Origin of the sequence: Guyparkeria hydrothermalis, from assembly GCF_023555375.1 — a bacterium.
GTDB classification, from domain to species: Bacteria; Pseudomonadota; Gammaproteobacteria; order Halothiobacillales; family Halothiobacillaceae; genus Guyparkeria; species Guyparkeria hydrothermalis.
The window spans coordinates 132548-157049 of record NZ_JAJSEE010000002.1 but is presented as its reverse complement, the minus strand read 5'-3'; the positions used below and the strand labels follow the sequence as shown (position 1 = coordinate 157049).

20 protein-coding genes are annotated in these 24502 nt (G+C 68.4%); 8 read left to right on the top strand and 12 right to left on the bottom strand.

The window, feature by feature from the left end:
• Position 1: 1 nt before the first annotated feature.
• The 6 genes from LV475_RS03330 to LV475_RS03305 all read left to right on the top strand — a co-directional run bounded on the left by LV475_RS03330 (position 2) and on the right by LV475_RS03305 (position 8659).
• Positions 2–769 (top strand): CPBP family intramembrane glutamic endopeptidase, encoded by a 768-nt coding sequence (locus LV475_RS03330; RefSeq protein WP_250105754.1) that lies wholly within the window; start codon positions 2–4, stop codon positions 767–769.
• 55 nt (positions 770–824) lie between these two features.
• Positions 825–1907: a PQQ-dependent sugar dehydrogenase gene (locus tag LV475_RS03325; protein WP_250105753.1), complete on the top strand. Its 1083-nt coding sequence runs from the start codon at positions 825–827 to the stop codon at positions 1905–1907.
• Between the two features lie 59 nt (positions 1908–1966).
• Complete coding sequence (locus LV475_RS03320) at positions 1967–2299, top strand: hypothetical protein (protein WP_136867307.1); 333 nt, start codon at positions 1967–1969, stop codon at positions 2297–2299.
• An 85-nt stretch (positions 2300–2384) separates the two neighbouring features.
• The gene (locus LV475_RS03315; protein ID WP_136867306.1) at positions 2385–3638 is read left to right on the top strand and encodes a TolC family protein; all 1254 of its coding nucleotides are present in this window, start codon (positions 2385–2387) and stop codon (positions 3636–3638) included.
• Positions 3635–5374, top strand: a complete 1740-nt coding sequence (locus tag LV475_RS03310) for an efflux RND transporter periplasmic adaptor subunit (RefSeq protein WP_250105752.1) — start codon at positions 3635–3637, stop codon at positions 5372–5374. Before LV475_RS03315 ends, LV475_RS03310 begins: the two co-directional genes overlap by 4 nt.
• A gap of 9 nt (positions 5375–5383) precedes the next feature.
• Positions 5384–8659: an efflux RND transporter permease subunit gene (locus LV475_RS03305; protein ID WP_136867304.1), complete on the top strand. Its 3276-nt coding sequence runs from the start codon at positions 5384–5386 to the stop codon at positions 8657–8659.
• Between the two features lie 74 nt (positions 8660–8733).
• Here LV475_RS03305 and LV475_RS03300 read toward each other — a convergent pair whose 3' ends face one another.
• From LV475_RS03300 to LV475_RS03280, 5 genes are all read right to left on the bottom strand, one after another.
• Entirely contained in the window at positions 8734–9201 is a 468-nt protein-coding gene (locus tag LV475_RS03300) for a DUF302 domain-containing protein (RefSeq protein ID WP_136867303.1), read from the bottom strand.
• A 61-nt stretch (positions 9202–9262) separates the two neighbouring features.
• Positions 9263–10816, bottom strand: coding sequence for a DNA recombination protein RmuC (locus tag LV475_RS03295; RefSeq protein ID WP_197039145.1), 1554 nt, complete (start codon positions 10814–10816; stop codon positions 9263–9265).
• Complete coding sequence (gene ribF, locus LV475_RS03290) at positions 10813–11811, bottom strand: bifunctional riboflavin kinase/FAD synthetase (protein ID WP_136867302.1); 999 nt, start codon at positions 11809–11811, stop codon at positions 10813–10815. Before ribF ends, LV475_RS03295 begins: the two co-directional genes overlap by 4 nt.
• 39 nt (positions 11812–11850) lie before the next feature.
• Complete coding sequence (murJ, locus tag LV475_RS03285; protein WP_136867301.1) at positions 11851–13437, bottom strand: murein biosynthesis integral membrane protein MurJ; 1587 nt, start codon at positions 13435–13437, stop codon at positions 11851–11853.
• A gap of 549 nt (positions 13438–13986) precedes the next feature.
• Complete coding sequence (locus LV475_RS03280) at positions 13987–14679, bottom strand: arylesterase (RefSeq protein WP_250105751.1); 693 nt, start codon at positions 14677–14679, stop codon at positions 13987–13989.
• 5 nt (positions 14680–14684) lie between these two features.
• Here LV475_RS03280 and LV475_RS03275 point away from each other — a divergent pair, with 5 nt between their 5' ends.
• Positions 14685–15416, top strand: coding sequence for an ABC transporter ATP-binding protein (locus LV475_RS03275; protein ID WP_136867299.1), 732 nt, complete (start codon positions 14685–14687; stop codon positions 15414–15416).
• Positions 15416–17878 carry an ABC transporter permease gene (locus tag LV475_RS03270; RefSeq protein WP_136867298.1) on the top strand — a complete coding sequence of 821 codons (2463 nt, stop codon included), beginning with the start codon at positions 15416–15418 and terminating at the stop codon, positions 17876–17878. Before LV475_RS03275 ends, LV475_RS03270 begins: the two co-directional genes overlap by 1 nt.
• A gap of 160 nt (positions 17879–18038) precedes the next feature.
• Here the strand turns inward: LV475_RS03270 and LV475_RS03265 are convergent, their stop codons facing one another.
• From LV475_RS03265 to LV475_RS03235, 7 genes are all read right to left on the bottom strand, one after another.
• Complete coding sequence (locus tag LV475_RS03265) at positions 18039–18782, bottom strand: ParA family protein (protein ID WP_250105750.1); 744 nt, start codon at positions 18780–18782, stop codon at positions 18039–18041.
• Positions 18783–18892: 110 nt separating this feature from the next.
• Positions 18893–20347, bottom strand: a complete 1455-nt coding sequence (ntrC, locus tag LV475_RS03260; RefSeq protein ID WP_250105749.1) for a nitrogen regulation protein NR(I) — start codon at positions 20345–20347, stop codon at positions 18893–18895.
• 7 nt (positions 20348–20354) lie between these two features.
• Positions 20355–21458 (bottom strand): nitrogen regulation protein NR(II), encoded by a 1104-nt coding sequence (gene glnL, locus LV475_RS03255; protein ID WP_156575135.1) that lies wholly within the window; start codon positions 21456–21458, stop codon positions 20355–20357.
• Positions 21459–21671: 213 nt separating this feature from the next.
• Positions 21672–22316: a DUF4124 domain-containing protein gene (locus LV475_RS03250; RefSeq protein ID WP_250105748.1), complete on the bottom strand. Its 645-nt coding sequence runs from the start codon at positions 22314–22316 to the stop codon at positions 21672–21674.
• A gap of 62 nt (positions 22317–22378) precedes the next feature.
• On the bottom strand, positions 22379–23572 hold the full coding sequence (locus tag LV475_RS03245; RefSeq protein ID WP_250105747.1) for a 5-(carboxyamino)imidazole ribonucleotide synthase: 1194 nt from the start codon (positions 23570–23572) through the stop codon (positions 22379–22381).
• A gap of 4 nt (positions 23573–23576) precedes the next feature.
• A complete protein-coding gene (gene purE, locus LV475_RS03240; protein ID WP_250105746.1) occupies positions 23577–24074 on the bottom strand; it encodes a 5-(carboxyamino)imidazole ribonucleotide mutase in 498 nt (165 codons plus the stop codon).
• On the bottom strand, positions 24071–24487 hold the full coding sequence (locus LV475_RS03235) for a SirB2 family protein (RefSeq protein WP_136867292.1): 417 nt from the start codon (positions 24485–24487) through the stop codon (positions 24071–24073). The genes purE and LV475_RS03235 overlap by 4 nt, the downstream gene beginning before the upstream one ends.
• Between the last annotated feature and the right edge of the window lie 15 nt (positions 24488–24502).

Genomic DNA, 24502 nt, shown 5'->3' with positions numbered 1-24502 from the left:
CATGATCGATCTTCGCCACTGGCGCCTCGCCCTGACTCTTTCCCTGGCTACCGGCGCGGGCGCGCTGCTCGCCGGGCACGCCGAGCCGGCGGGCCTGGCGGTGTTGCTGCCATTGCTGGGACTGGGCTTGATCGCCGCCACCCGCGGGACGATCGGCCCGATAACCGCGGCCATCGCCATCGGCCTGGGCGTGATGCTCAGCCTTCATTTCTGGCCTGGCTTTGACAATCCACTCCTGTGGCAGGACCGACGCTTCTGCCGCGACTGCCTGCCGCACAGCCTCTACCTGTCGGTCGACCAGGCCCTGCTGGTGACGGCCTGGCTGCCGTTGGTCATCGGGCACTGGCGAGCAGCCAACCCGATGCCCCTGCTGATGGCCAGCGTGGTAACCATCGCCGCGGCGGTCGCGTTGGGCATCGCCACCGGCCTGTTCCACTGGCAACCCGGCTGGCCCGGCTTGTCGCTACTGACCCTGTTTGCCGCAGCGAACCTGGTCACGGTCGCCGCCGAGGAAGTACTGTTTCGCGGCCTGCTCCAGCGCCACCTGCTGACCCGACTGGGCGCGACACATGCCTGGTGGCTCACCGCCCTGATCTTCGGGCTGGCGCATCTGCCCTTCGGCATCGAATTCGCTGCCGTGGCCACCGTCGCCGGCCTGGGCTACGGCTGGATCGCCTGGCAAAGCGGATCCCTCTGGCCGGCCATTGCCCTGCACTGGCTGGTCAACCTGCTGCACTTCTCGCTATTCAGCTACCCGATGCTGGCCTGAGACGGGCGACAGGCTGGTCTAATCTGGCGGAAAGGATTCGCCGGAGATCGTCGCCATGAGAACCCATACCGTCCTGTTCGCCCTTCTCTTGGCATTCGCCACCCCGACACTCGCCGAGCCGACCGTCAAGACGGTCGTCGATGACCTGCACCACCCCTGGGCCCTGACCTTTCTTCCCGATGGCGACCTCATGGTCACCGAGCGACGCGGGCGGCTCTGGCATATCGACCCGGCGACGGGAGAGCGCCGGGCGATCGACGGCGTGCCGGAGGTCGACCACCGCAACCAGGGCGGCCTGCTCGACGTGCTCGCCCACCCGGCGCATGCCGACAACCGATGGATCTACCTCACCTGGGCCGGGCGCTGCGACGGCGGCAACGCCACCCACCTGGGACGCGGGCGACTGGAGGGCGACCGGCTGGTCGATTTCAAGACACTGCATGTCGCCACCCCCTGCGTCGATTCCGGCATCCACTTCGGCTCGCGGTTGGCCTTCGATCGCGACGGGTACCTGTTCATGACAGTCGGCGACCGCGGCGAACGCAATCGCGCCCAGGATCTCGCCGACCACAACGGCTCGGTCCTGCGATTCCACGCCGATGGCCGCATTCCCGAAGACAACCCGTTCGTCGACCGCCCCGATGCCGAGGCCGCCATCTTCAGCTACGGACACCGCAACCCGCAGGGGGCGGCCACCCACCCGCAGACCGGTCGCGTCTGGATTCATGAGCACGGCCCGCGCGGCGGCGACGAGGTCAATATCCCGGCGGCCGGTGAAAACTTTGGCTGGCCGATCCAGACCTACGGTCGGGAATACGCCGGCCCGGAAATCGCCCCCGACGAGGTCGAGGGCGTCACCGGCCCGATTCATCACTGGACGCCGTCGATCGCCCCCTCCGGCATGGCCTTCTACGATCATGCGGCCGCACCCGACTGGCAGGGCAGCCTGTTCGTCGGCGCCCTGGCCAAGCGCCACCTCGCCCGACTGCGGCTGGATGGCGAACGCGTGATCGGCGAGGAACGCTGGCTAGAGGAACGCGAATGGCGTATCCGCGATGTGGAGGTCGGGCCGAATGGCGCGCTCTGGGTGATCACCGATCATGCCGACGGTCGACTGCTGCGGCTGACGCCCGGCTGACCGCCCCATCCGCGGGAGGGCTTGCGCCCGCCAAAAGAAGCACCTATAGTCCCGACACCATGAAATTCATGCACCTGGTCACCCTGCTGCTCGCCTTCTGGGCACCGCTCAACGCGGTGACCGCCGGCGTGGCCATGCTCGATTGCCCGATGGAGGAAATGATCGAGCATGGCGCCGACTGCCCGAGCATGGGCGGCTCGATCGACGAGCCCACCGCCTCGGCCGGCTGTGACCACTGCGGCAATTGCGTGCTCCTGGGTGGCTTCTCCCTGCCGACCCAGTCCACGGTCGCCGCCATTCACCTGCCCAACGGCACCCTCGACGCCTCCCTGACCGATTCGATGGCCGCAGGGGTTCCCAACACCCCGTTCCGCCCCCCCCTCTCGGCCTGACACGGCCGAGTCGACGGGGCACCACGCCCCGCTCACCTCGGCCGACCCAGCTCTCCGCTGACCGTCTTCAACCGAGGAAACTTCCATGAACCCATCGATTCTCTCGCGGACCGCCGTGGTCCTGCTGACGATCGCCGTGCCGCTCACGCCGAGCCTGGCCGACTCATCGGCACAGGCCGGTCAACGGCTGACGCTGGACGCGGCCGAACAGGCCGCCGTGCAAAGCGACGAGGGACTGCAGGCCGCCGAACGCCGACGCGCAGGCCAGGCCGCCAGTGCCGAGGCCGCCGACGAACTGCCGGACCCGCGGCTGTCCGTCGCCCTGCAGAACGTACCCACCGACAACTACAGCCTGAGCGACTCGCCGATGACCCAGACGGTGGTGACGCTCTCGCAGAGCCTGCCGCCGGGCGACACGCTCGTCTTCCGCGGGGAAGCGGCCGAGGCGCGCATTGCCGGCGCCTCCGCCGCCCTGGCCACCGCCGACCGCCAGCTCAAGCGCGAGGTGCGTCGCCTGTGGCTGGCCGTCTACCGCGAAGAGGCGCTCGCCCGGCTGCTCGAGCGCGAGCGCGCGCTCTACCGGGAATTGCTGGACAGCGCCCGTACCGCCTACCAGGTCAACGAGGCCAGCGGCAGCGATCTGGTCATCCTGCAATCCCGGCTGTCGCGGCTGGGCGATGCCCTCGATCGCCGTCATGGCGAGGCCGAGGCCGCCCGGGCTCGGCTGGAACGCTGGGTGGGCGATGCCGCGCGCCTGCCGCTGCCCGACACCCTTCCCGCCCGGCTGACCGACCTCCCCCGGGGGGAGATCGACCGGCAACCCGAAATCGAGCGGCTGCGCGCCGAACTCGAGGCCGCTCGCGCCCGGGTCGGCGAGGCCGAAGCGCAGTTCGCCCCGGAGATCGGCCTGCAGGTCGGCTACGGCCTGCGCGCCGGCAGCGAACCCAACACGCTGTCCGCGGGCGTCAGCGTGAGCCTGCCGATCTTCAGCGAGCGTCGCCAGTCGCCTCGACTGCGCGGGGCGCAACAGTCCGCCCAGGCCGCCCAACTCGAGCTGACCAAGCGCGCGCGCGATCTCGCCGCCCAGGCCGACGGCATCCGCGCCCGCCTGGCGGCCCTGGATCGCCGCATCACGCGTTACCAGAACGACATCATTCCCGAACTGCAACAGGTCGCCGAGATGATCCGCGGCGAGATCGGCGCCGGAAGGGGCGAGTTCGACGCCCTGATCGAGGCCGAACGCGCCGTCATCGAGGCCCGCCAGGAACTGCTCACCCTGCGCCTCGACCGTGCCGACCAACTCATCGACCTGCGCTACCTGCTGGAGCCGACCGCATGAACACCCGCACCTTCCGCATCAAGCGACTCACCCGCGTCACCCTGCTGGGCTCGGCCCTGGTCACCCCAGCGGTGCTGATGGGCGTCAACCCGGCCATCACCTCGGTAATGGCGGCCGAGAACGGCGACCAGACCGACCACGACGGTCACGATCACGCCCAGTCCGCCAGTGACGGCGGTGACTCCGTCACTCGCTGGACCTGCCCGATGCACCCGCAGATCGTCGAAGAGGAACCCGGTAGCTGCCCGATTTGCGGCATGGACCTGGTCGAGAAGGAATTCCCGGCCGAACAGACCTCTCAGGCGGCGAGCGAGAGCCAGGACCGCGCCGCGCCAGACGAGGGCCATGAGGGTCAGACTCTTGTCGAGTCGTCCGATGAAACCGGCGAGACCGTCACCCGCTACACCTGCCCGATGCATCCACAGATAGTTGAGGAGGAACCCGGTTCCTGTCCCATCTGCGGCATGGACCTGGTCGAGAAGGAATACCCCGCCCAGGAGGCTGCCGCCGAAACGAGCGACAGCGCCTCGGGCGGTGCGAGCGCCCAGGGTGGCAATAGTGCCTCGAGCGCGGCCAGCGGTGGCGAGACAGTGACCCGTTGGACCTGTCCGATGCACCCGCAGATCATCGAGGAGGAGCCCGGCTCCTGCCCCATCTGCGGCATGGATCTGGTCGAGAAGGAATACCCGGCCTCCGAGGTTGGCGCGGCCAGCGCCGAAAGTAGCGGTGGAAACGCCAGTCGTCCCAAGGCGCCAAGCTTCCCGGCCGTCTCGGTCAGCCCGATCACCGTGCAGCACATGAACGTGGTGATCGAAGAGGCCAAGAAGCGGCCGCTGGTGGAGACGATCCGCACGGTCGGCACCGTGGGCTACGACGAAGACCTGCTAGCCCACGTCCACCCGCGGGCCAAGGGCTGGGTCGAGCAGCTCAAGGTCGCCTCGGTGGGCACCACCGTAAAGAAGGGCGACGTGCTGTTCGAGTACTACTCGCCGGACATCGTCGCCGCCCAGCAGGACTACCTGGTCGCACTGCGCCGCGGCATGAGCGATCTGATCGAATCATCCCGCGCCCGGCTCGAACTGCTCGACGTACCCGAATCGGTGATCGACACGGTCCGCCAGAAAGGCAAGGTGCAGCGCACCATCCCGTTGCTCGCCCCGCAGGACGGCTACGTCGCCGAGATCAACCTGCGCGAGGGCATGTACATCCAGCCCGGCCTCGACCTCTACACCATCGCGCGGCGGGATCGCGTCTGGGTGAACGTCGACGTGCTCGAGCGGCGCATGCAGTCGGTCAGCGAGGGGCAAGAGGCCACCATGCGGGTCGACGGCATCCCCGGGCGCACGTTCGAGGGCACGGTCGATTTCGTCTACCCGGAGCTCGACCCGCAATCGCGCACCCTGCGCGTACGACTGGCCTTCGACAACGAGGACGGCCAGTTGCGACCCAACCAGTTCGCCGAGGTGACGCTCACGCCGGAGAAGACCCCGCCGGTGCTCGCCGTGCCGGCAACCGCCATCATCCCATCCCCGGGTGGAGCCCGCGTGGTGGTGCGCACCGGCGAAGGTCGCTTCCGGCCGGTGGCCGTGGAAACCGGCGCCGAGGCGGGCGGCTACACCGAGATCGTCTCGGGGCTGGAACCGGGCGAACAGGTGGTCGCCTCGGGTCAGTTCCTGATCGACTCCGAGTCCAACGTCCAGGCGGCCTTCTCGCGCCTGTCGGGCAACGAGCAGTAAGGGGGCCACATGATCGAGCGCATCATTCATGCCAGCATCCGCTTCCGGGTGCTGGTCTTGTTGCTGTCCGCCCTGCTCGCCGCAATCGGCTGGGCAGCCTGGAAGGCGACGCCGCTGGACGCCATCCCGGACTTGTCGGACACCCAGGTGATCGTCAAGACGACCTTCCCCGGCCAGTCGCCGCAGGTCGTCCAGGACCAGGTCACCTATCCGCTGACCACGCGGCTGCTGGCCGTGCCCGGCTCGACGGCGGTACGGGGCTACTCGTTCTTCGGCGACTCGTACATCTACGTCACGTTCAAGGAGGGCACCGACCTCTACTGGGCGCGCTCGCGGGTGCTGGAGTACCTCAACCAGGCCTCGGAGGATCTGCCATCGGAGGTCACGCCGAAGCTGGGGCCGGATGCGACCGGCGTCGGCTGGGTGTTCCAGTACGCGCTCAACGACCCGACCGGGCAGCATGATCTCTCCGAGCTGACCACGCTGCAGAACTGGTTCCTCAAGTTCCAGCTCGAGTCGGTCGAGGGCGTCGCCGAGGTGGCCACCGTCGGCGGCATGGTCCGCGAGTACCAGATCGTGGTCGACCCGCAGCGTCTGCGCGCCTTCAACATCTCGATCAACCGCCTGCGCGAGGCGATCTCCCAGGCGAACCGCGAGGTCGGCGGCGGCGTGATCGAGCGCGGTGGCGCCGAGTACATGATCACCAGCCGTGGTTATCTCAAATCCGCCGAGGACATCGAGCAGATTCCGGTGGGCGTGACCGACAAGGGCACCCCGATCACGGTCCGCGATCTAGGTCGGGTCGAGGTCGGGCCGGCCGAGCGCCGCGGGGTGGCCGAGCTTGACGGCAAGGGCGAGGTCGTTGGCGGCATCGTGGTGATGCGCAGCGGCGAGAACGCCCGCGAGGTGATCGCGGCGGTCAAGGAGAAGCTCGATGACGTCAAGCCGGGCCTGCCCGACGGCGTCGAGGTGCTGACCACCTACGACCGCAGCGGCGTGATCGAACGTGCCGTGGCCTTCCTCGAGACGAAGCTGATCGAGGAATTCCTGGTCGTGGCCCTCGTGAGCCTGATCTTCCTGTTCCACCTGCGTTCGGCGCTGGTGGCGATCGTCAGCCTGCCGCTGGGCATCCTGACCGCCTTCATCGTCATGAACTGGCAGGGCATCAACGCCAACATCATGTCGCTCGGCGGCATCGCCATCGCCATCGGCGCGATGGTCGACGCGGCGATCGTCATGATCGAGAACGCTCACAAGCACCTGGCACGCTACCGGGAGACGCACGGCAAGCCCCCCGAGGGCGAGGTCCACTGGGGGCTGATCGCCAAGTCGGCCAGCGAGGTCGGCCCAGCGCTGTTCTTCTCGCTGTTGGTGATCACGCTCTCGTTTGTGCCGGTATTCGCGCTGGAGGCACAGGAAGGTCGACTGTTCGCGCCGCTGGCCTATACCAAGACCTACGCGATGGCCGCGGCCGCGGGTCTCGCGGTCACGCTGATCCCGGTGCTGATGGGCTACTTCATCCGCGGGCGCATCCCGTCGGAGGAGTCCAACCCGATCAACCGCTTCTTGATCTGGGGTTACCGGCCGCTGCTGTCGAACGCGCTGCGCTTCCCCAAGACCGTGCTGGTGATCGCCTTCGTCGCTCTGTTCTCGATGGTGCTGCCGTTTGCCGGCGTAACCGGCTTTCTGGCCCCGCTCAAATGGGCCGGTGACACCGACTGGCAGGCGACGGTTACCGACTGGCAGTCGGATCTGGAGGACCAGTGGAGCGATTGGTTCGACGGCTCGCCGCGATTGGCCAGCCTTGGTAGCGGCCTGGGCTCGGAGTTCATGCCCCAGCTCGACGAAGGGGACTTGCTCTACATGCCGACTACCCTGCCGGGTCTGTCGATCGGCGAGGCCCGCATCCTCCTGCAGCAAGTCGACAAGCTGATCAGCGAGGAGCCCGAGGTCGAGCGCGTGTTCGGCAAGATCGGCCGGGCCGACACGGCCACCGACCCGGCGCCGCTGACCATGATCGAGACCAGCATCACCCTCAAGCCGCGTGACGAGTGGCGCGAGGGCGTGACGCTGGACGACCTGATCGAGCGACTGAACGAAAAGGTGGATTTCCCCAGCCTGAACAACGCCTGGGTCATGCCGATCAAGACACGGATCGACATGCAGACCACCGGCATTCAGACGCCGATCGGCATCAAGATCACCGGCTCGGACCTGGACCAGATCGAGGACGTCGGCAAGCAGGTCGAGACCGCGCTGAAGAAGCTGCCGGGCACCCGCAGCGCCTTCGCCGACCGCACCTCGGACGGGCGCTACGTCGTGATCACCCCGGACCGCGAGAAGGCCGCCCGTTTCGGCCTGAACATCGGCGACATCCAGAAGGTCATCAGCCTGGCCGTCGGCGGGGTCAAGGTAACCGACACCGTTGAAGGGCTGGAGCGCTATCCGGTCAGCCTGCGCTACCCGCAGGCCGATCGGCACTCGGTGGAAAAGCTGCGCGATTTGCCGATCGTCACGCCGGGCGGCTCATCGGTCGCACTGGGGCAGGTGGCCACCGTCGAGATCCAGTCCGGCCCACCGGTGATCAAGTCGGAGAACAGCCGACCGGCCGGCTTCGTCTTCGTCACCACCAGCGGCGTCGATCTGGGCGGTTATGTCGCCCGCGCCAAGGAGGTACTCAAGGAAGAGGTCGACCTGCCGCCGGGCTATGCGATCGAGTGGGCCGGCCAGTACCGCTACATGGAACGCGCCGCCGAGCGACTCAAGCAGGTGGTGCCCCTGACGCTCGCGATCATCTTCGTGCTGCTGTATCTCACCTTCCGTCACGGCGGAAAGGCGGTGATGATCATGGCCAGCCTGCCATTCGCCCTGATCGGCAGCTTCTGGCTGCTGTGGGCACTGGGCTACAACCTCTCGATCGCGGTGGCCGTCGGCCTGATCGCGCTGGCCGGCGTGGCCGCTGAGTTCGGCGTGGTGATGCTGATCTACCTCGACCAGGCGATCGAGCGCTACCGGCGCGAGGAGTTACTCAATACCCGGGCCGACCTCAAGGAGGCGCTGATGGAAGGCGCGGTATTGCGGGTTCGCCCCAAGGCAATGACCGTGGCGGTGATTCTCGCCGGTCTGATGCCGATCATGATCGGCCACGGCACCGGCTCCGAGGTGATGTCGCGCATCGCCGCGCCGATGGTGGGCGGCATGATCAGCGCGCCGTTCCTGTCGATGGTCGTCCTGCCGGTCATCTACTGGCTGTGGCAGCGACGCAAGCTGCCCGAAACCGCGTAGGCGCGGCCCGTTAATCGAAACCAAAAAAGGCCGGGATTTTTCCCGGCCTTTTCTTTTGCCTGCCTCGGAACGGTTCAGTCACCGGCGGCGGTATGTGCCAACCCATCGAGTGTCTTTTTCATCGTCTCCTGTACCGGCGCGGCACAATCGCCGATGCCGTGTCGCTCGACCAGGTAATCGACCCGGTTGTAGCCTACCTTGACCGTCTCGCCGTCCTGCCAGATCAGCATCTTCATCGGCAGGTCGATGGCGACGGTCGGGGCGCACTTCATCAGCTGCGTGCCGCCCTGCGGGTTGCCGAAGATCACGACTCGGGTCGGCGGCATCTCCAGGTCGACCGTCTGGGCATTGGCCTGGTGATCGACCTGGGCCATCACCGTCAGCCCCTTGCCCTCAACCGCCTCGACCAACCGCTCTTCGGTCTCGGCCACGCCGTGCTGGCTCTCGATCACATTCAGGCCGTTCGCCCCCTGGGCGGCGAACGGCAGCAGGAACGCCGCCCCGATCAGGCCGCGACCCAGCCACTGGCTACCATGTTTCATGCGTCATCTCCTCTGATGGTGATTGCCCCACCACCCTAGTCGACGACGTGACTCGCTGCCGTCAGCCTTGCGGCGATTTGCCCTCATCGGCTTCCGACAACGCCTCCGTCAATTCGGCGGCCGTCAGCGAGCGCGGCTCCTGGGTCACCGGGTCGAGCGAGGCGATGTCCTTCTCGGCGGAAACGGTCTTCAGATCGCGGAACTTGCGCGCGCTGGGCAGCACGCGGGATTCGAGCGTACCCACCGAGCTGTTGTAGGCATCCACCGCCTGGTTGAGCCGGTTGCCGACCTTGTTCCAGTGATCGGCGAGCGTGCCGATGCGCTCGTAGAGCTCCTTGCCCAGTGCGGCCACCTCGGCGGCGTTCTGCGCCATGGCTTCCTGGCGCCAGCCGTAGGAGACGGCCTTCAACAGCGCGATCAGGGTGGTGGGACTGGCGGGGATGACGCGGTTCTCGGCGCCGTACTCGATCAACCCCGGGTCCTCGGCCAGCGCCGCGGAGAAGAAGGCCTCGCCGGGGACGAACAGCACCACGAACTCGGGCGACGGGTCGAACTGGTCGAAGTAGCTCTTCTTCGCCAGCTGACCGACGTGGGCGCGCACCTGCCGGGCGTGACTGACCAGGGCGGCCTTGCGCGCGGTCTCGTCGTGCGCCTCGACGGCCTCGAGGTAGGCATCCACCGGGGCCTTGGCGTCGACCACCACCTGCCGGCCGCCCGGCAGGTGCACGATCATGTCGGGGCGCAGGCGACCGGCCTCGGTGGTCTGGCTGACCTGCTCTTCGAAGTCGCAGTGCTCGAGCATGCCGGCCATCTCGACCACGCGTTTGAGTTGCAGCTCGCCCCAGCGCCCGCGCGCCTGCGGCTGGCGCAGCGCCTTGACCAGATCGGCGGTCTCGCGGTGCAGGCGCGGCAGGTGGGTCTGCAGCAGGTCGTTGACCTGCTGGTTGAGCGCCGAGTAGGCGCTGGTGCGCGCCTGCTCGAGCCCGTCAAGCTTGGTGTCGAACTTCTCCAGGCGCTCGCGAATCGGGCCGGTGAGCTGCTCGATCGCCTTGTGGCGGGCGGTGAGATCATCCTTTGCCTGGTGCTGGAAGCGTTCGAGGTTTTCGCGGGCGAGCTTGAGGAAGGATTCGTTGTTGCGCGACAGCGCATCGGCCGACAGCCCCTTGAAGGCATCCGCCAGCTTCTCGCGCGCCTCGTCGAGGAGCTTGAGCTTCTCCTCGGCCGCCTCGCGTTCACGCTCGAGCCGTTCGGTCAGCTCGGCCTTCTCCGCCTTGAGCGTGGCGGTCATCTCCCGCTCGGCGTCCAGTGCCGCCTGCGCCTCCCGGCGGCGCATCTCGAGGGCATCGCGCATCTCCACGAGGTGCTGGCGCTCGGTTTCATGGCGGGCCGCCATGGTGCGTGCGTCCGCCAACGTCTCGCGGGCGGCAGCGAGCGATTCGGTCTCCGCCTCCAGCAGGGTCTCGAGACGCTCCTGTTCGGTGGTCAGGCGATCGCGCTCGCGCGTCTCGGCCCGCAGTCGCGCCGCCAGCCAGGCGGTCGCCACCAGCATGACCAGGGCGAACCCCGCCAGTCCCCAGGCGATCGGGTTGTCGATCAGCACGTCGATGGACGTCATGCGGTCTCTCCTTCATCCACCGGCCAGGGCGTGCCTGCCCGGCGGTGCGTGTCGATTAGTCGGCGCGCCTCGGCCACGTCCGCCCCGATCTGCTCGACCAGGGCCTCCAGCGAATCGAAGCGCCGCTCGTCGCGGATATCGGCGAGAAACTCCACCGTCGCCGACTGCCCATAGAGATCGCCGTCGAAGTCGAGCACGAACACCTCGAGGCGCGCTTCGCCGCCGTCGACGGTCGGACGGGTGCCGATATTGGCCACGCCGAAGCGCGGCCCGCCGTCGATGCCGCTCATCCGCACCAGGAAGACACCACGCAACGGCGACAGACGGCGTCGCAGCGCGATGTTCGCGGTGGGAAAACCCAGCTGGCGGCCGCGCTTGTCGCCGTGCATCACCCGCCCACAGAGAAAGAACGGATGACCGAGCAGGCGCGCGGCGCCAACCACGTCGCGGGCCTCGAGCGCCGCGCGCACCCGCGTCGAGGACACCCGCTCGCCGTCGAGGGTGACGGTCACCGCCCGCTCGACGCCGAAGCCGAGTTCCGGTCCCATCGATGCCAACAAGGCGAAATCGCCGGCGCGTTTGGCGCCGAAGCGAAAATCGTCGCCGATCACGACGTGGCGCGCACCCAGCGCCTCGACCAGCAACTCGTTGACGAAGTCTTGTGCCGACATGCTGGCCAGCTGCGCATTGAAGGGCATCAACACCAGCCGGTCGACCACGCCAAGCGCCTCGAAGGCCTGGAAGCGCTCGCGCAGGCGGGTGAGCCGCGCCACGGGCGGAACCCCATGGCGTTCGGCGAAAAACTCCCGCGGCAGCGGCTCGAAGATCACCACCGTCAGCGGCAGCCCCAGCTCGTCGGTACGCGCGGCGGCCTGCCGGATCACCGCGCGATGCCCCCGGTGCACGCCGTCGAAATTGCCGATGGTGACCACCGCGCCGGCGCTCGAGGCGGCATCGGTGGACGATGTCCCGGGTGACAGGCGGACGAGTTGCATGCGGGCTTCCTTCATTACCGTTCCGTCATTGCCATTCCGTCATTGGTGTTCGGGCGGCACCTGCCGATCGAAGGCGACCACCGATACCAGGCGGCGCGGCGTCTGCCCGAGGATCGCGGCCGCCGCGAGGAAGATGCCCACGCCCAGCGCGATCAGGCCAAGCACGGCGCCAAGCCGTTCGAACCAGGCCCAGCCGGTCCAGATCTCGGCGGCCGGGCTGACCCAGAGGAGCAGGCCGGCCATGACGAGCGCGGCAAGCGTGATGTGGCCGATAAACCGCCGCGTGCCCGCCTCCACCTGCCAGGCACCGCGCTGGCGCAGGGTCCAGCCCAGCAACAGGGCGTTGACCCAGGCGGCCATCACGGTGGTCAACGCCAGCCCCACGTGGGCAAGGTTACCGCCCAGCCAGAGGATCCACGGCAGCACCAGCAGCGCCTTGAAGACCAGATTGGCGACCACCGAGATCACCGCGATGCGCACCGGGGTGACCGTGTCCTGCCGGGCAAAGAAACCCGGGGCGAAGATCTTGATCAGCAGGAACGCCGGCAGGCCGAGCGCGTAGGCGACCATCGCCATCGACACCATCTGGGTATCGGTGGGGGTGAACGCGCCGTACTCGAACAGGGTGACCAGAATCGGTACCGACAGGCCGATCAGCCCGGCCATCGCCGGCACGCCGATCAGCAGGGTCAGGCGCAGGGCGCCGTTGACGGTGCGATTGTAATCCTCGTCGCTGCCCCGGGCGAACGCGCGCGACAGGGCGGGCAGGATGACCGTGCCGATCGCCACACCAAATACCCCCAGCGGCAGCTCGACCAGCCGGTCGGAGTAGTACAGCCAGCTCACCGAACCGGCCACCAGCAGGGAGGCGAGGATGGTGTCGACCAGCAGATTGATCTGCGTGACCGAGGCACCGAACATCGCCGGCAGCATCAGCCGCAGCGTCTTTCTTACCCCGGGGTGATGACCGAGGCGCGGGCGCGGCAGCAACCCCAACCGGGCGAGGAACGGCAACAGGAAGAACAGCTGCAGGATTCCGGCGATGAATACGCCCCAGGCCAGCGCCATCACCGGCTCGTCGAAGAACGGCGCGGCGATCAGTGTCGCGGCAATCAGGCTCAGATTGAGCCAGATGGGCGCGAGCGCCGGCATGGCGAAGCGGCCGAAGGCGTTCAGGCTGCTGGCGACGAAGGCGGTCAGCGAGATGAACAGCAGGTAGGGGAAGGTGATCGCGAGCATCGTCTCGGCCATCTCGAGCTGGGCCGGGTCGTCGGTGAAACCGGGTGCGAACAGCATCACCAGCAGCGGCGCGCCGGCGATTCCCAGCGCGACGACCACCGCGACGATCGCCGCCAGCGTGCCGAACATGTAATCGACGTAGCGCTTGAGCTCCTCGCGCGTCGAGGTCTCGCGGTACTCGGACAGTACCGGCACGAACGCCTGCTGGAAGGCGCCCTCGGCGAACAGCCGGCGCAGGAAGTTCGGAATCTTGAAGACGACGAAGAAGGCGTCCATCGCCGCGCTGGCGCCGAACACACGCGCGAGCAGCATGTCGCGGACGAAACCCAGCACCCGCGAGATCATCGTCATCCCACCGAAGGCCGCGCTGCTCTTCCAGATGCTCAACGGGTTACCTCCTCGCTCGCGCCACGAACACCCACGGCGTTTGAACCAGCACGTAGGAGCGCCTTAAGGCGCGAATTGAGGCGCGAAGCAGCCGAACCTCGAACCGCACACCGTGCCCCTTCGCGGCTAAAGCCGCTCCTACGACCAGCCGAGGCGACGAAAGTCGGAAAAGCATCGGTCCTGCTCGAAAAGCCCACCAGCGCTCGGCCGTTCCGTATGTCTCGCCGAGTATCGCAATGGAAGCCGGAAACGCCCGAAGGGTGGCGCGCAGGGACGCGCGCCATCGCGCCGTCGGGCAGGGATGCCCGTCGGCGCGGCCCGGCTGGAATGAGAAACGCAGGGGATCGCCCGCAGGGCGACGAGACATTCGGCGCGTTTCTTTTCGGCGGTTTTCTTTCGCGCGAGCAAAGAAAATCGCCCCGACCGCCGCGCACGGCGATCAAGGAGATCGCACCACGCAAGCGGCGGGCGGAAACCGCCCCCAACGCCAACAAGGGCATCAGCTCGACATCCAAAATCGGCTGTCGGCTCATCCGTGACACGTTCCCGTCAATCTTCACTCCCGTGACTGTCCAGTCCCCACAACGGCGCCACCACCTCCCAGACATTCTCCAGCACCCGCTTCTGCCCCTCGGCATTCGGGTGCAACCCGTCATCGAACATCAACTCGCGATCGTCGGCCGCTCCTTCCAGGAGGAAGGGCAGCCCCGGGAGGTCGTTCTCCTCCGCGAGTCGGGCGTACATGGCGGCGAAGGGGTCGGCGTAGGCCGGGCCGTAATTGCTCGGCAGCATGATGCCCAGCAACACCACTGCCGCGCCGTGGGCCTCGGCCCGGTCGATCAGGGTCTGCAGGTTCGCCTCGATCACGTCTAACGGCAGGCCGCGCAGGCCATCGTTGGCGCCCAGTTCCAGGAGCACCCAGTCGTAGTCACCGGTCTCGAGCACCTCGGGCAAGCGCGTCAGCCCGCCGGAGGTGGTCTCGCCACTGGCCGAGGCGTTGGTGACCTCGAAACGGCCGGGCTCACGCGTTTCCAGCCGCTCGCGCAGCAGTGCGACCCAGCCCTCGCTGGCCGGCAGCTTGTACGCGGCCGACAACGAATCGCCGAACACCAGCACCTGGGTCAGCCCCTGGGTTGGCGCGTGGCTCGGCGCAGGTGGGGTGTCGTCACCTATACTCGCGCCGACTCCGAAACACAGCAGCAACAGCCCGGCGATGCCTGCCGGCCAGCGACGTCCGAGCATTCCCCATGTCCTCATTGAAAACTCCCGCAGACGACAGCCAGCCCATCCTGACCGTCGAGGGCGTCACGCAGACCGTGCGCACGCCCGAACCGCTGACCATTGTGCATGAGGCCTCACTGCAAATCTTCCCCGGCGAGGCCGTCGCGCTGGTCGGCCCATCAGGGGCCGGCAAGTCGACGCTGCTGGCGCTGATGGCCGGGCTGGACACGCCCACCGCCGGGCGGATCACGCTGGCCGGCCAGTCGTTGGAGGACCTGGACGAAGACGGCCGAGCGGCGGTGCGCGCCGGGCATGTGGGCTTCGTGTTCCAGTCCTTCCAGCTGATCGACGGGCTCAACGCGTTGGAGAACGTCGCCCTGCCGCTGGAACTGGCGGGCGAACGCGGTGCGGAGGCTCGGGCACGCGAGGCACTGGTGGAGGTCGGCCTGGGTGAGCGACTTGCCCACATGCCCCGCCAACTCTCCGGCGGCGAGCAGCAGCGTGTCGCGCTGGCGCGCGCCTTCGTGATCGAACCGGACATCCTGTTCGCCGACGAACCCACGGGCTCGCTGGACACGGCCACCGGCGAGCACGTCATCGACCTGCTCTTCCGCCTGCGCGAACGCCACCAGACCACGCTGGTGCTGGTGACCCACGACCCGGCACTAGCCACCCGCTGCGATCGGGGCTTCGAGGTGAGTGCGGGCCGGGTCAGCGACTGGCAACCCGATCCAGATGCGCTGCGGGGTCCGAAATAATGGCCGGGGCCATGCACAACGCCCGACTGGCCTGGCAGGGCCTGGTACGCGAGGTGCAAAACGGGCTGCTCACGCCCATGCTGCTCGCCCTGCTGGTGGCCGTGTCGGCGGTGACGGCGGTGGGTTTCTTCGTCGACCGCGTCGACGGGGCGATGCGTGCACAGGCCGCCCAATTCCTGGCCGCCGACGCCCGGGTGGAATCGCCCGATCCACTCGACGAGGTCGTCGGGATCGCCCGGGAGCTGGAACTGACTACCAGCCGGCACGTCACCTTTCCCACCGTGGCACTCGCCGGGCAGCAGAGCCAGCTGGTGGGCGTCAAGGCAGTCGACGGCGCCTACCCGCTGCGCGGCGACCTGCGCATCGACGACGGCGAGACGGTGAGCACGGTCGAGCACGGCCCGCCAGCGGGGCAGGCCTGGATCGCCCGACGCGCGCTGCTCTCGCTGGACGCGGCGATCGGCGATTCGATCGCGGTGGGGCAGTCAGAGCTGACGATCGGCGCGGTGCTCGAGCGCGAGCCCGACGTGGGTAACGTCTTTGCCCAGGCCGCGCCCAGGCTGATGATCCACCGTGACGATCTGGCCGCCACCGGGCTGGTGACCGAGACCAGCCGCGTCGAACACGCCCTACTGCTGGCCAGCGATGCAAACGATCGCGACGCCCGGTTCGAGCGACTCGCCGAGCGCCTCCCCGACCGCTTGCGGCTGGAACGCCCGGAATCCAGCCAACCGGCGTTCGAGACCGCCTTTGACCGCGCCGCGCGCTTTCTGGGTCTCGCCTCGGTGGTCGCCGTGCTACTCGCCGGCGCGGCACTGGTAATCGCGGCACGACACTACAACCGCGTGCAGCAGGGGGCGGCCGCACTGATGCGTGCGCTGGGTGCCTCCTCCAAGCAGATCGGGGCGATCTACCGCTGGCGCCTGCTGATGCTGGCGCTGCTGGCGGCCATCCCGGGCATCGCGATCGGCGCGCTCACGCAGCTGCTGCTCGCTGACCTGATGGCGCAGGTACTGGAGGTCGACCTGCCACCACCGGGATTCACACCGGTGGCGCTGGGACTGGCGGTCGCGCTGGTCGCGCTGTTCGGCTTCGCCCTGCCCAGCCTGGTGCAGCTCAAGCACACCCCGCCGCTGCGGGTACTGGTCGAGCACGCAGTCGCACCCAGCCCCGCGGCGACACTGCTGTTCGGCGCCGGCATTGCGGCGATCACGCTGCTGGTCTGGTTCCAGGCCCGCGATGCCGCACTGACGTTGTGGGTACTGGTCGGGCTGGGAGCGAGCCTGCTGGTCTTTCTCGCCGTCGCCTGGCTGCTGGTGACGCTGCTGCGCCGCTGGCCGGCCCGGGGCGTGGCCCGCTTCGGGCTGGCTCGGATGGCGCGCGCCCGCTGGATGTCTGCCACCCAGATCGCCGCGCTCGCGCTGGGCGTAACGGCGGTGCTGCTGCTCTCGGTGGTCCGTTCGGACCTGATCGATGCCTGGGAGCGCCAGATCCCGGCCGATGCGCCCAATATCTTCGCCATCAACATCCAGCCCGAACAGGTCGATGGCATGCGCGCCTTCCTGCAGGAGGCCGGCATCGAGAACGCCAGCTTCTACCCCATGTTGCGTGCCCGCTGGACCGAACTGGACAACGAGCCGGTGGACAAGGCGCGCTACGAGGGGCGCGCGCATCGACTGGCCACGCGGGAATTCAATCTCTCCGTGGGCGAGGAAGCCGCCGCGCACAACCGTGTCACCGCCGGCGATCTGGGCACGGAAGGCTTTTCGGTCGAAGAGGGCATCGCCGAGACGCTCGGCTGGTCGCTGGGCGACCGGCTGACCTTCACCGTGGACGGCCGGGAGGTGAGCGCCCCAATCACCTCGCTGCGTGAAGTCGACTGGGATTCCATGCGACCGAACTTCTTCGTCATCGCCAGCTCATCGCTGATGGACGGCGTGGCCACGCAGTACATCACCAGCTTTCACTTCCCCGACGGCGCGCCGGAGACGCAGGTGGCACTGCTGCGCGAATTTCCCACGGTAACGCTGTTCGACGTCTCGCGGATCCTCGACGAGGTGCGCACGCTGATCGACCGGGCCAGCCAGGCGGTGGAGTACGTGTTCGCCTTCACGCTGGCCGCCGGACTGGTGGTGCTGCTTGCCGCCTTCGGTGCGAGCGAGCGCCAGCGCATTCATGACGCCGCCGTGCTGCGGGTGATGGGCGCGAGTCGCGGCAAGGTGATCGCCGCGCTGTGGATCGAATTCCTCGCCCTGGGACTACTGGTGGGGCTGCTGGCGGCGGTGGCCGCCATGGCCGTCGGCGCGACCTTGTCTGCGCGGGTCTTCGACCTGCCGCTGGCATTCAACCCGCTGCTCTTGCTCTGGGGGCTGGGTGCCGGGCTGCTGTTGGCCGCACTGGTGACGCCCCTGCTGGGACGGCGCATGACGCGGGTCGCGCCGGCGAAAGCATTGCGCAGCTAAAGGCGCGACGGGAAATCTCGTGGGAGCGGGCCGTGCCCGCGACGGCAGCGGCCGCGCCGGCGTCAGCCCATCCACCGATCGATCAGCCGGACGTCGGGACTCGCGCTTGCCGCGCGATTCGCGGGCAAGGCCCGCTCCCACAATGTGGCTTGATCGACGCTCAGGCGAAGAGGCCGTCAATCTCGTCCCAGAGGGCGCGGTAGGCCTGGTTGGCCGGATGGCGCGGCTCGCGGTAGACGCTGGGCTGCTGGTCCTCGCCCATCTGCTCGACGACCGAGGCGTAGGGGATTTCGCTGTCGAGTAGCTCGGGGATGTCGTGGCGATGGCGCTCGGCGAACTCGCGGTGCATGTGTCGGCGACGGTCGACCAGGGAGAGGAAGGCGCGCAGCCGTTCGGGGTTGATGTGGCGCTCGTCGAGGTGGCGCTTCAATTGGAACCAGGTGCGTTCGGACAGGTGGGTGGGCACCATCGGCACCAGCACCATGTCGGCGGCGCGCAGCACGTTGTCCGCCAGCAGCGACAGCCCCGGCGGCGCATCGATCCAGATTTCCTCGAACTGCTCGGCGAGCGGGTCGATCAGCTTGGCCAGCCGGTAACCGGCGTCCTTCTTGTCGGCGAGATGGTGCTCGATCGCCTGCTGGCCGGGTAGGGCCGGCAGCACCCAGAGGTGGTTGTGGATGGTGGGGCGCACCGAGGCGGCCAGGCCCTTGGGCTTGAGGAGCTTCTTGACCGAGCGCTCCGCACCCGCCTCCGATTGCAGGTACCAGGACGCGGCGCTCTGCGGGTCGAGGTCCCAGACCAGCACCCGCCGACCGGCGGCGGCCGACAGTGCCGCGAGATTGACCGCTGCGGCGGTCTTGCCGACCCCGCCCTTGACCGAATACAGCGCCACCGTCTGGGCCATGCCTCTCCTGCTCCTGCCTCGATTGAACGTCCAACCGAGCATAGCATCGGGCGGGCGCGGACTTTGTGACAGCCGCCCCCGACGGACATGACCGACACGCTGGTCTCTCGTCAGTGCTCGCCCAGTTCCTTGAGCTTGCGGGTGACGGTGTTGCGTCCCCAGCCGATCAATGCGGCGGCCTTCTGCTTGTGCCCGCCGGTGAAGGCCAACGCGGCCTGCAACAGGGTGCGCTCGAAGGCCGGCCCGGCGGTGGCGAGCAGGTCCTCGTCACCGGCCTTGAGCCGGGCATCGGCCCAGCGCGACAGGTCGCTGGTCCAGCGCGAGAGCAACTGGTCGTCGCCCGCGGCGGCATGCTCGCCGTCCAGCCCTTCGGTGATGGTGTCGGGCAGATCGTCGATGCTGATCTCGTTGCCCGGCGCCATCACGGTCAGCCAGCGGGCGATGTTTTCCAGCTCGCGGACGTTGCCCGGCCAGGGGTAGTCGCACAGGCGGGCCTCGGCGGCGCGCGTGAGGGTCTTGACCGGCACGCCCAGTTCCTCGGCGGCGCGCACCAGGAAAAAGCGCATCAGCTGCGGGATGTCCTCGACCCGCTCGCGCAGGGAGGGCAGCTTGAGGCGAATGACGTTCAGTCGGTGGTAGAGGTCCTCGCGGAAGCGCCCCTCCTTGACCAGTTCCTCGAGCCGCTGATGGGTCGCGGCGATAACGCGCACGTCGCTCTGGATCAGCGAGGTGCCGCCGACGCGGTAGAAGTGCCCGTCGGAGAGCACCCGCAGCAGGCGGGTCTGCAACTCCAGCGGCATGTCGCCGATCTCGTCGAGGAACAACGTGCCCCCCTGCGCCTGCTCGAACCGGCCGCGCCGCTGGGCAGCCGCGCCGGTGAACGCGCCCTTCTCGTGGCCGAAGAGCTCGGATTCCAGCAGGTCCTTGGGGATGGCGGCGGTATTGAGCGCGACGAACGGGCCGTCGCGGCGCTGACTGTGTCGGTGCAGGGCCCGGGCGACCAGCTCCTTGCCGGTGCCCGATTCGCCGTTGATCAGCACGGTCACCGACGAACGCGCCAGCCGGCCGATGGCACGGAAGATCTCCTGCATGGCTGGGGCGTTGCCGATCAGCTCCGAGCCGGACTCGGCCTCCTCCGGCACGGCGGCATGCTGCGCGCGTTCCCGCGAGGCGTCATAGGCGCGCTCGGCCAGGCGCACCGCCTCGTCGATGTCGAACGGCTTGGCAAGATAATCGAACGCCCCCTTCTCGAAGGCGCCCACCGCGCTCTCGAGGTCCGAGTGCGCAGTCATGATCACCACCGGGATTTCCGGGTGTTCGACGGCCAGCCGGGTCAGGAAGCTCAGGCCGTCCTCGCCGGGCATGCGGATGTCGGAGAAGATCACGTCCGGCAGGTCGCCGCGATCGAGCCGGGCCTGGGCGCTGGCCACCTCGTCGAAGGACTCCACGGCGAAGTCGGTGGTGGCGAGCGCTCGTTCCAGCACCCAGCGGATGGCCTGATCGTCGTCGATCACCCACAGGCGGGGGATGGGACGTCCGTTGTTCGGCTTGTCGGCGGCTTGCATGGTCGGCTCACTCGTTAGGTGCTTTGCGCCCCGGGGCATGGTCGCCGTCGGGGTGGATGGGCAGGATCAGGGAAAACCGCGTCAGGCCACGCTTGGGCACGAACTCGATCATGCCCTGGTGGCGTTCGGCGATGGTTTGGGCCAGGGACAGCCCCAGCCCGCTGCCGCCGGCCCGGCCGCTGACCATCGGCAGGAACAGGGTCTCGACCAGGTCCTCGGGCACGCCGGGACCGTTGTCCTCGACGTCGATCCGCACCGCCAGACGGTGGCGCTTGCCGTGGATGGTGAACTGGCGCAGCACGCGAGTGCGGAAGGTCAGCCGCGGTTCGGGCGTGTTGCCCTCGCGCATGGCCTGGACGGCGTTGCGGGCGAGGTTGAGCAGCACCTGCACCAACTGGTCGCGGTCGGCCCAGACATCCGGGATCGACGGGTCGTAGTCCAGCTGCCAGTCGAGCGGCTTGTCCCCGGCCTCGATCCGCAGCAGCTGGCGGACCTGCTCGAGCGGCTCGTGGACGTTCACCCAGTGGCAGTCCGGCCGGTCGATCGGGCCGAGCATGCGGTCGATCAGCCCGCGCAGGCGATCGGTCTCCTGCAGGATGATGCGCGTGTACTCGGTCAGGCGCTCGTCGGGCAGCTCGCGCTCGAGCAGCTGCGCCGCCCCGCGCAGGCCGCCCAGCGGGTTCTTCAGCTCGTGGGCCAGCCCGCGCATCATCTGCCGGGTGGTCATCTGCAGGGAGTTGATGCGCGCGTCGCGGGAGATGCGCAGGTGGCGCTCGATGTCGTTGAATTCCAGCATCACCCGGGCGCGGGGATAGTCCGGGCGCGGGGTGATCGCGCAGTCGGCCACGCGGGTGGACTCGTGGGCCAGCACCAGCTCGATCTCGCGCAGGGTCATGACCTGCTGGGTGGCCAGTGCCTCGCGGATGGTCTCGGCCAGCAGGGGATTGGCGGCGAAGACCGTGTCGAAGCCCGACTTGAGCGCGGCGCTGTAGCTGGTGCCGAGAAACTGTTCCGCCGCCGAGTTGAGATAGATCGGCCGATTGCGCTCGTCGAGCACCACGATCGCGGTGTTCAGGGTATCGGCAAGCCGGGGCTCGGATCTCGGGTTCATGCACTGCTCCACCGGGCGCGAAACGATCGACAGGGCTGACCTGTCGGGCGGCTGACGATTTTGGTGCAAGTAGCGTGCCCGGCCGGGAACGCGGGCAGGAATCGCGACGGGGCGCATGCTGGCGCGGATCGCCATGGGCGCAGCCCCGAAGCGGCGGACCGATCAGGCCGCCAATTGCACCAGGTCAGTGCATGAGAATAGCCGATCGCACCGTTATTGGGAGGGCAGCATCAGCTGGAAGCGTACCGGCGCGCTTTCCTTGACCACCTCGCCGTCGCGATGGATCTGCGCCACCAGCACGTGCTCGCCGGGCGTCAGCCCGTTGATCAGGTGGCGTCGACCCGTCGAGTCGCGCACGCGCGCCTCGCCGTCGACCAGGATGCGAATCCGGTCGCCGCCACGCAGGTTCGGCTGCATGACCAGCGCGACGGTGATACTGCCCTGCAGCCGGCTGGCCACCTCGCCGTCGGTGGGTTCGACGATTGCCAGGTTCTGGTAGCCGGCGGGTTCGTCGGCTGCCTCGCGCGCTGCGGCCTCCCGGCCGTCCTCCGCGTCCGCCGTCTCGCCCGATCCGGCCGGTGCGTAACTGGGGACGTCGGCGGACGGCTCGGCCCGGTCCGTCGTGGCGGACTCGTCCGTACGCGGTTCGGGCATGTCGACCGGGGTCATGGGGATCACCGGGGCATCCTCGACCTCGTGGACGGTCGCGCCCTCGACCGGCTCGTCGGTGAACACCGTTTCGCCGGCGCTGTTGGTGTACTGGTAGATCTTGGCGGCCGACAGGGGCTGGGCCAGCACCAGGAGCAGGGGCCAGAGCAGGTGGACGCGATGCGGCGATCTTCCGGTGACGACTCGCATGGGCATTCCTCGATGATTGGCGGCGAATGACGCCCCGGGGTTAGGCCCCAGGTGACCCCCGGTCAGCCCCCGGGCGGCCGGATGACGGCCCGCAGGCGATCCAGCCGGGACTCGAGCGCGGCGCGATCCGGCGCGGTGACCGTGACGTGGCCGAGCTTGCGCCCCGGACGCGGGGTCTTGCCGTAGTCGTGCCACTGGGTGCCCGGCACGGCCAGCACCGCCGCCGGGTCGGGCAGGGTGCCGACCAGGTTGAGCATGGCGACCTCGCCGATCGGGTCGGTGTCGCCCAGCGGCCAGCCGATCACCGCGCGGATGTGGTTCTCGAACTGCGAGGTGCGCGCCCCGCCCAGGCTCCAGTGGCCACTGTTGTGCACGCGCGGGGCCATCTCGTTGATCACCAGCCGGCCATCGACGACGAAGAACTCGATCGCCAGCACACCGACGTAGCCGAGCTTCTTCATCACCAGCCGCGCGGCACGCTCGGCATCCGCCTGCAGCGGGTCGCCGGTGTGGGCGCTGGTCTGCCAGAGGATGCCGTCGCGGTGCTCGTTGGTCACCAGCGGATAGACCCGTGCCTCGCCGTTGCGACCGCGCACGGCGACGATGGAGACCTCGCGCTCGAAGTGCTGCAGCTTCTCCAGCACGGCCGGGGCGCCGGCGAGCGCTTCCCAGGCCGAGGCGGCCTCGCCGGGGTTGCCCGGGCCACCCTCGTGGGCGGCGTGGGCGGGATCGGCGATGCGCACCTGACCCTTGCCGTCGTAGCCGAAGCGACGCGTTTTGAGGATCGAGGCACCACCGAGGTGCGCCACGCCCTGGACGATGTCGCGCACCGAGTCGACCTGCACCCAGGGGGCGACCGACAGGCCCAGCCCCTCGAAGAACTGCTTTTCCTCGACGCGGTCCTGCGCCACGGCCAGCGCCTGCGGGTTGGGCATCAGGCAGTTGCGCGCCGCGATCCGCTCGGCGGAGGCCTGCGGCACGTTCTCGAACTCGAGCGTGACGAGATCACACTCGACGGCCAGGCGCTCGAGGGCCTCAGCGTCGTCGAACTCGGCGCGCAGGTGGCGGCCGACCGAGGCGGCCGGCGGCTCCATGGCCGGGTCGAGGAAGGTGAAGCGATGACCCATCGCCACCCCGGCAAGGCCCAGCATCTGGCCGAGCTGGCCACCACCGATCACGCCGATGTGCAGCCCGGCCGACTCGCCGGTGCGCCCCTCGACGCGTGGCACCTCGCACTGCTCCTGAACGCCGCCCATCGGCTCAGCCCTCGCCCGGCTCGGGCTTGTCGAGCACCATTTGCGTCTGGCGCTCGCGCCAGGCATCCAGTCGCTCGGCCAGCGCCTCGTCGTGGGTCGCCAAGGTAGCGGCGGCCAGCAACGCGGCGTTGATGGCGCCGGAACGGCCGATCGCCAGCGTACCTACCGGCACGCCGGCCGGCATCTGCACGATCGACAGTAACGAGTCCATGCCCGAGAGGGCCTTGGACTGCACCGGCACGCCAAACACCGGCAGGCGGGTCTTGGCCGCGACCATGCCCGGCAGGTGGGCCGCGCCGCCGGCCCCGGCGATGATCACCTTTAGCCCGCGCCCGACGGCCGTCTCGGCGTAGTCGAACAGCTTGTCGGGGGTACGGTGCGCCGAGACCACCTCCTTCTCGAAGGGGATGCCCAGTGCCTCGAGGGTTTCGCAGGCGTGGCTCATGGTCTCCCAGTCGGACAGCGAGCCCATGATCACGCCAACCAGCGGTTGCGCACTCATACGCCCGTCACCATGGCCGGCAGGACGTCCTGCAGCTGCGGGTGCGTGTTGGCGACGCCCACGGCCGCCACGTACAGGAAGACCAGGATGGCCAGCACCCAGGCACTGGCGCGTACGCCACGGGTCTTGCCGAAGCGCATCGCCATCAGCCCCAGCCCGATGTAGACGATCAGGCCGACGATCTTGACGGTCAGGAACTGCGGATGAACGCCATTGCCCCAGAACAGCAGCCAGGCGGCGACCAGCGCGCTGACCAGCAGCACGGTATCGACCACGTGCGGGGTGATCTTGACCCACTTCTTCTTGAGCATCGACGAGCCGGAGAGCATCCAGATGCCGCGCACGATGAAGCCGGCGAGCGAAAGCACCGCCGCCAGGGCATGCAGGTGAATCCAGAGGGAGGCGTTGGCCATGGGGTATCTTCCCGA

Excerpts from the sequence above, each read along its gene's own strand:
- LV475_RS03275 (WP_136867299.1), top strand. The coding sequence starts at position 14,685 with ATGTCCTCATTGAAAACTCCCGCAGACGACAGCCAGCCCATCCTGACC.
- LV475_RS03245 (WP_250105747.1), bottom strand. The coding sequence starts at position 23,572 with ATGGGCGGCGTTCAGGAGCAGTGCGAGGTGCCACGCGTCGAGGGGCGC.
- LV475_RS03295 (WP_197039145.1), bottom strand. The coding sequence starts at position 10,816 with ATGACGTCCATCGACGTGCTGATCGACAACCCGATCGCCTGGGGACTG.
- LV475_RS03265 (WP_250105750.1), bottom strand. The coding sequence starts at position 18,782 with ATGGCCCAGACGGTGGCGCTGTATTCGGTCAAGGGCGGGGTCGGCAAG.
- LV475_RS03235 (WP_136867292.1), bottom strand. The coding sequence starts at position 24,487 with ATGGCCAACGCCTCCCTCTGGATTCACCTGCATGCCCTGGCGGCGGTG.
- LV475_RS03325 (WP_250105753.1), top strand. The coding sequence starts at position 825 with ATGAGAACCCATACCGTCCTGTTCGCCCTTCTCTTGGCATTCGCCACC.
- LV475_RS03250 (WP_250105748.1), bottom strand. The coding sequence starts at position 22,316 with ATGCGAGTCGTCACCGGAAGATCGCCGCATCGCGTCCACCTGCTCTGG.
- LV475_RS03270 (WP_136867298.1), top strand. The coding sequence starts at position 15,416 with ATGGCCGGGGCCATGCACAACGCCCGACTGGCCTGGCAGGGCCTGGTA.
- LV475_RS03300 (WP_136867303.1), bottom strand. The coding sequence starts at position 9,201 with ATGAAACATGGTAGCCAGTGGCTGGGTCGCGGCCTGATCGGGGCGGCG.
- LV475_RS03305 (WP_136867304.1), top strand. The coding sequence starts at position 5,384 with ATGATCGAGCGCATCATTCATGCCAGCATCCGCTTCCGGGTGCTGGTC.
- LV475_RS03280 (WP_250105751.1), bottom strand. The coding sequence starts at position 14,679 with ATGCTCGGACGTCGCTGGCCGGCAGGCATCGCCGGGCTGTTGCTGCTG.
- LV475_RS03310 (WP_250105752.1), top strand. The coding sequence starts at position 3,635 with ATGAACACCCGCACCTTCCGCATCAAGCGACTCACCCGCGTCACCCTG.
- LV475_RS03315 (WP_136867306.1), top strand. The coding sequence starts at position 2,385 with ATGAACCCATCGATTCTCTCGCGGACCGCCGTGGTCCTGCTGACGATC.
- ntrC (WP_250105749.1), bottom strand. The coding sequence starts at position 20,347 with ATGCAAGCCGCCGACAAGCCGAACAACGGACGTCCCATCCCCCGCCTG.
- LV475_RS03330 (WP_250105754.1), top strand. The coding sequence starts at position 2 with ATGATCGATCTTCGCCACTGGCGCCTCGCCCTGACTCTTTCCCTGGCT.
- glnL (WP_156575135.1), bottom strand. The coding sequence starts at position 21,458 with ATGAACCCGAGATCCGAGCCCCGGCTTGCCGATACCCTGAACACCGCG.
- ribF (WP_136867302.1), bottom strand. The coding sequence starts at position 11,811 with ATGCAACTCGTCCGCCTGTCACCCGGGACATCGTCCACCGATGCCGCC.
- LV475_RS03320 (WP_136867307.1), top strand. The coding sequence starts at position 1,967 with ATGAAATTCATGCACCTGGTCACCCTGCTGCTCGCCTTCTGGGCACCG.
- purE (WP_250105746.1), bottom strand. The coding sequence starts at position 24,074 with ATGAGTGCGCAACCGCTGGTTGGCGTGATCATGGGCTCGCTGTCCGAC.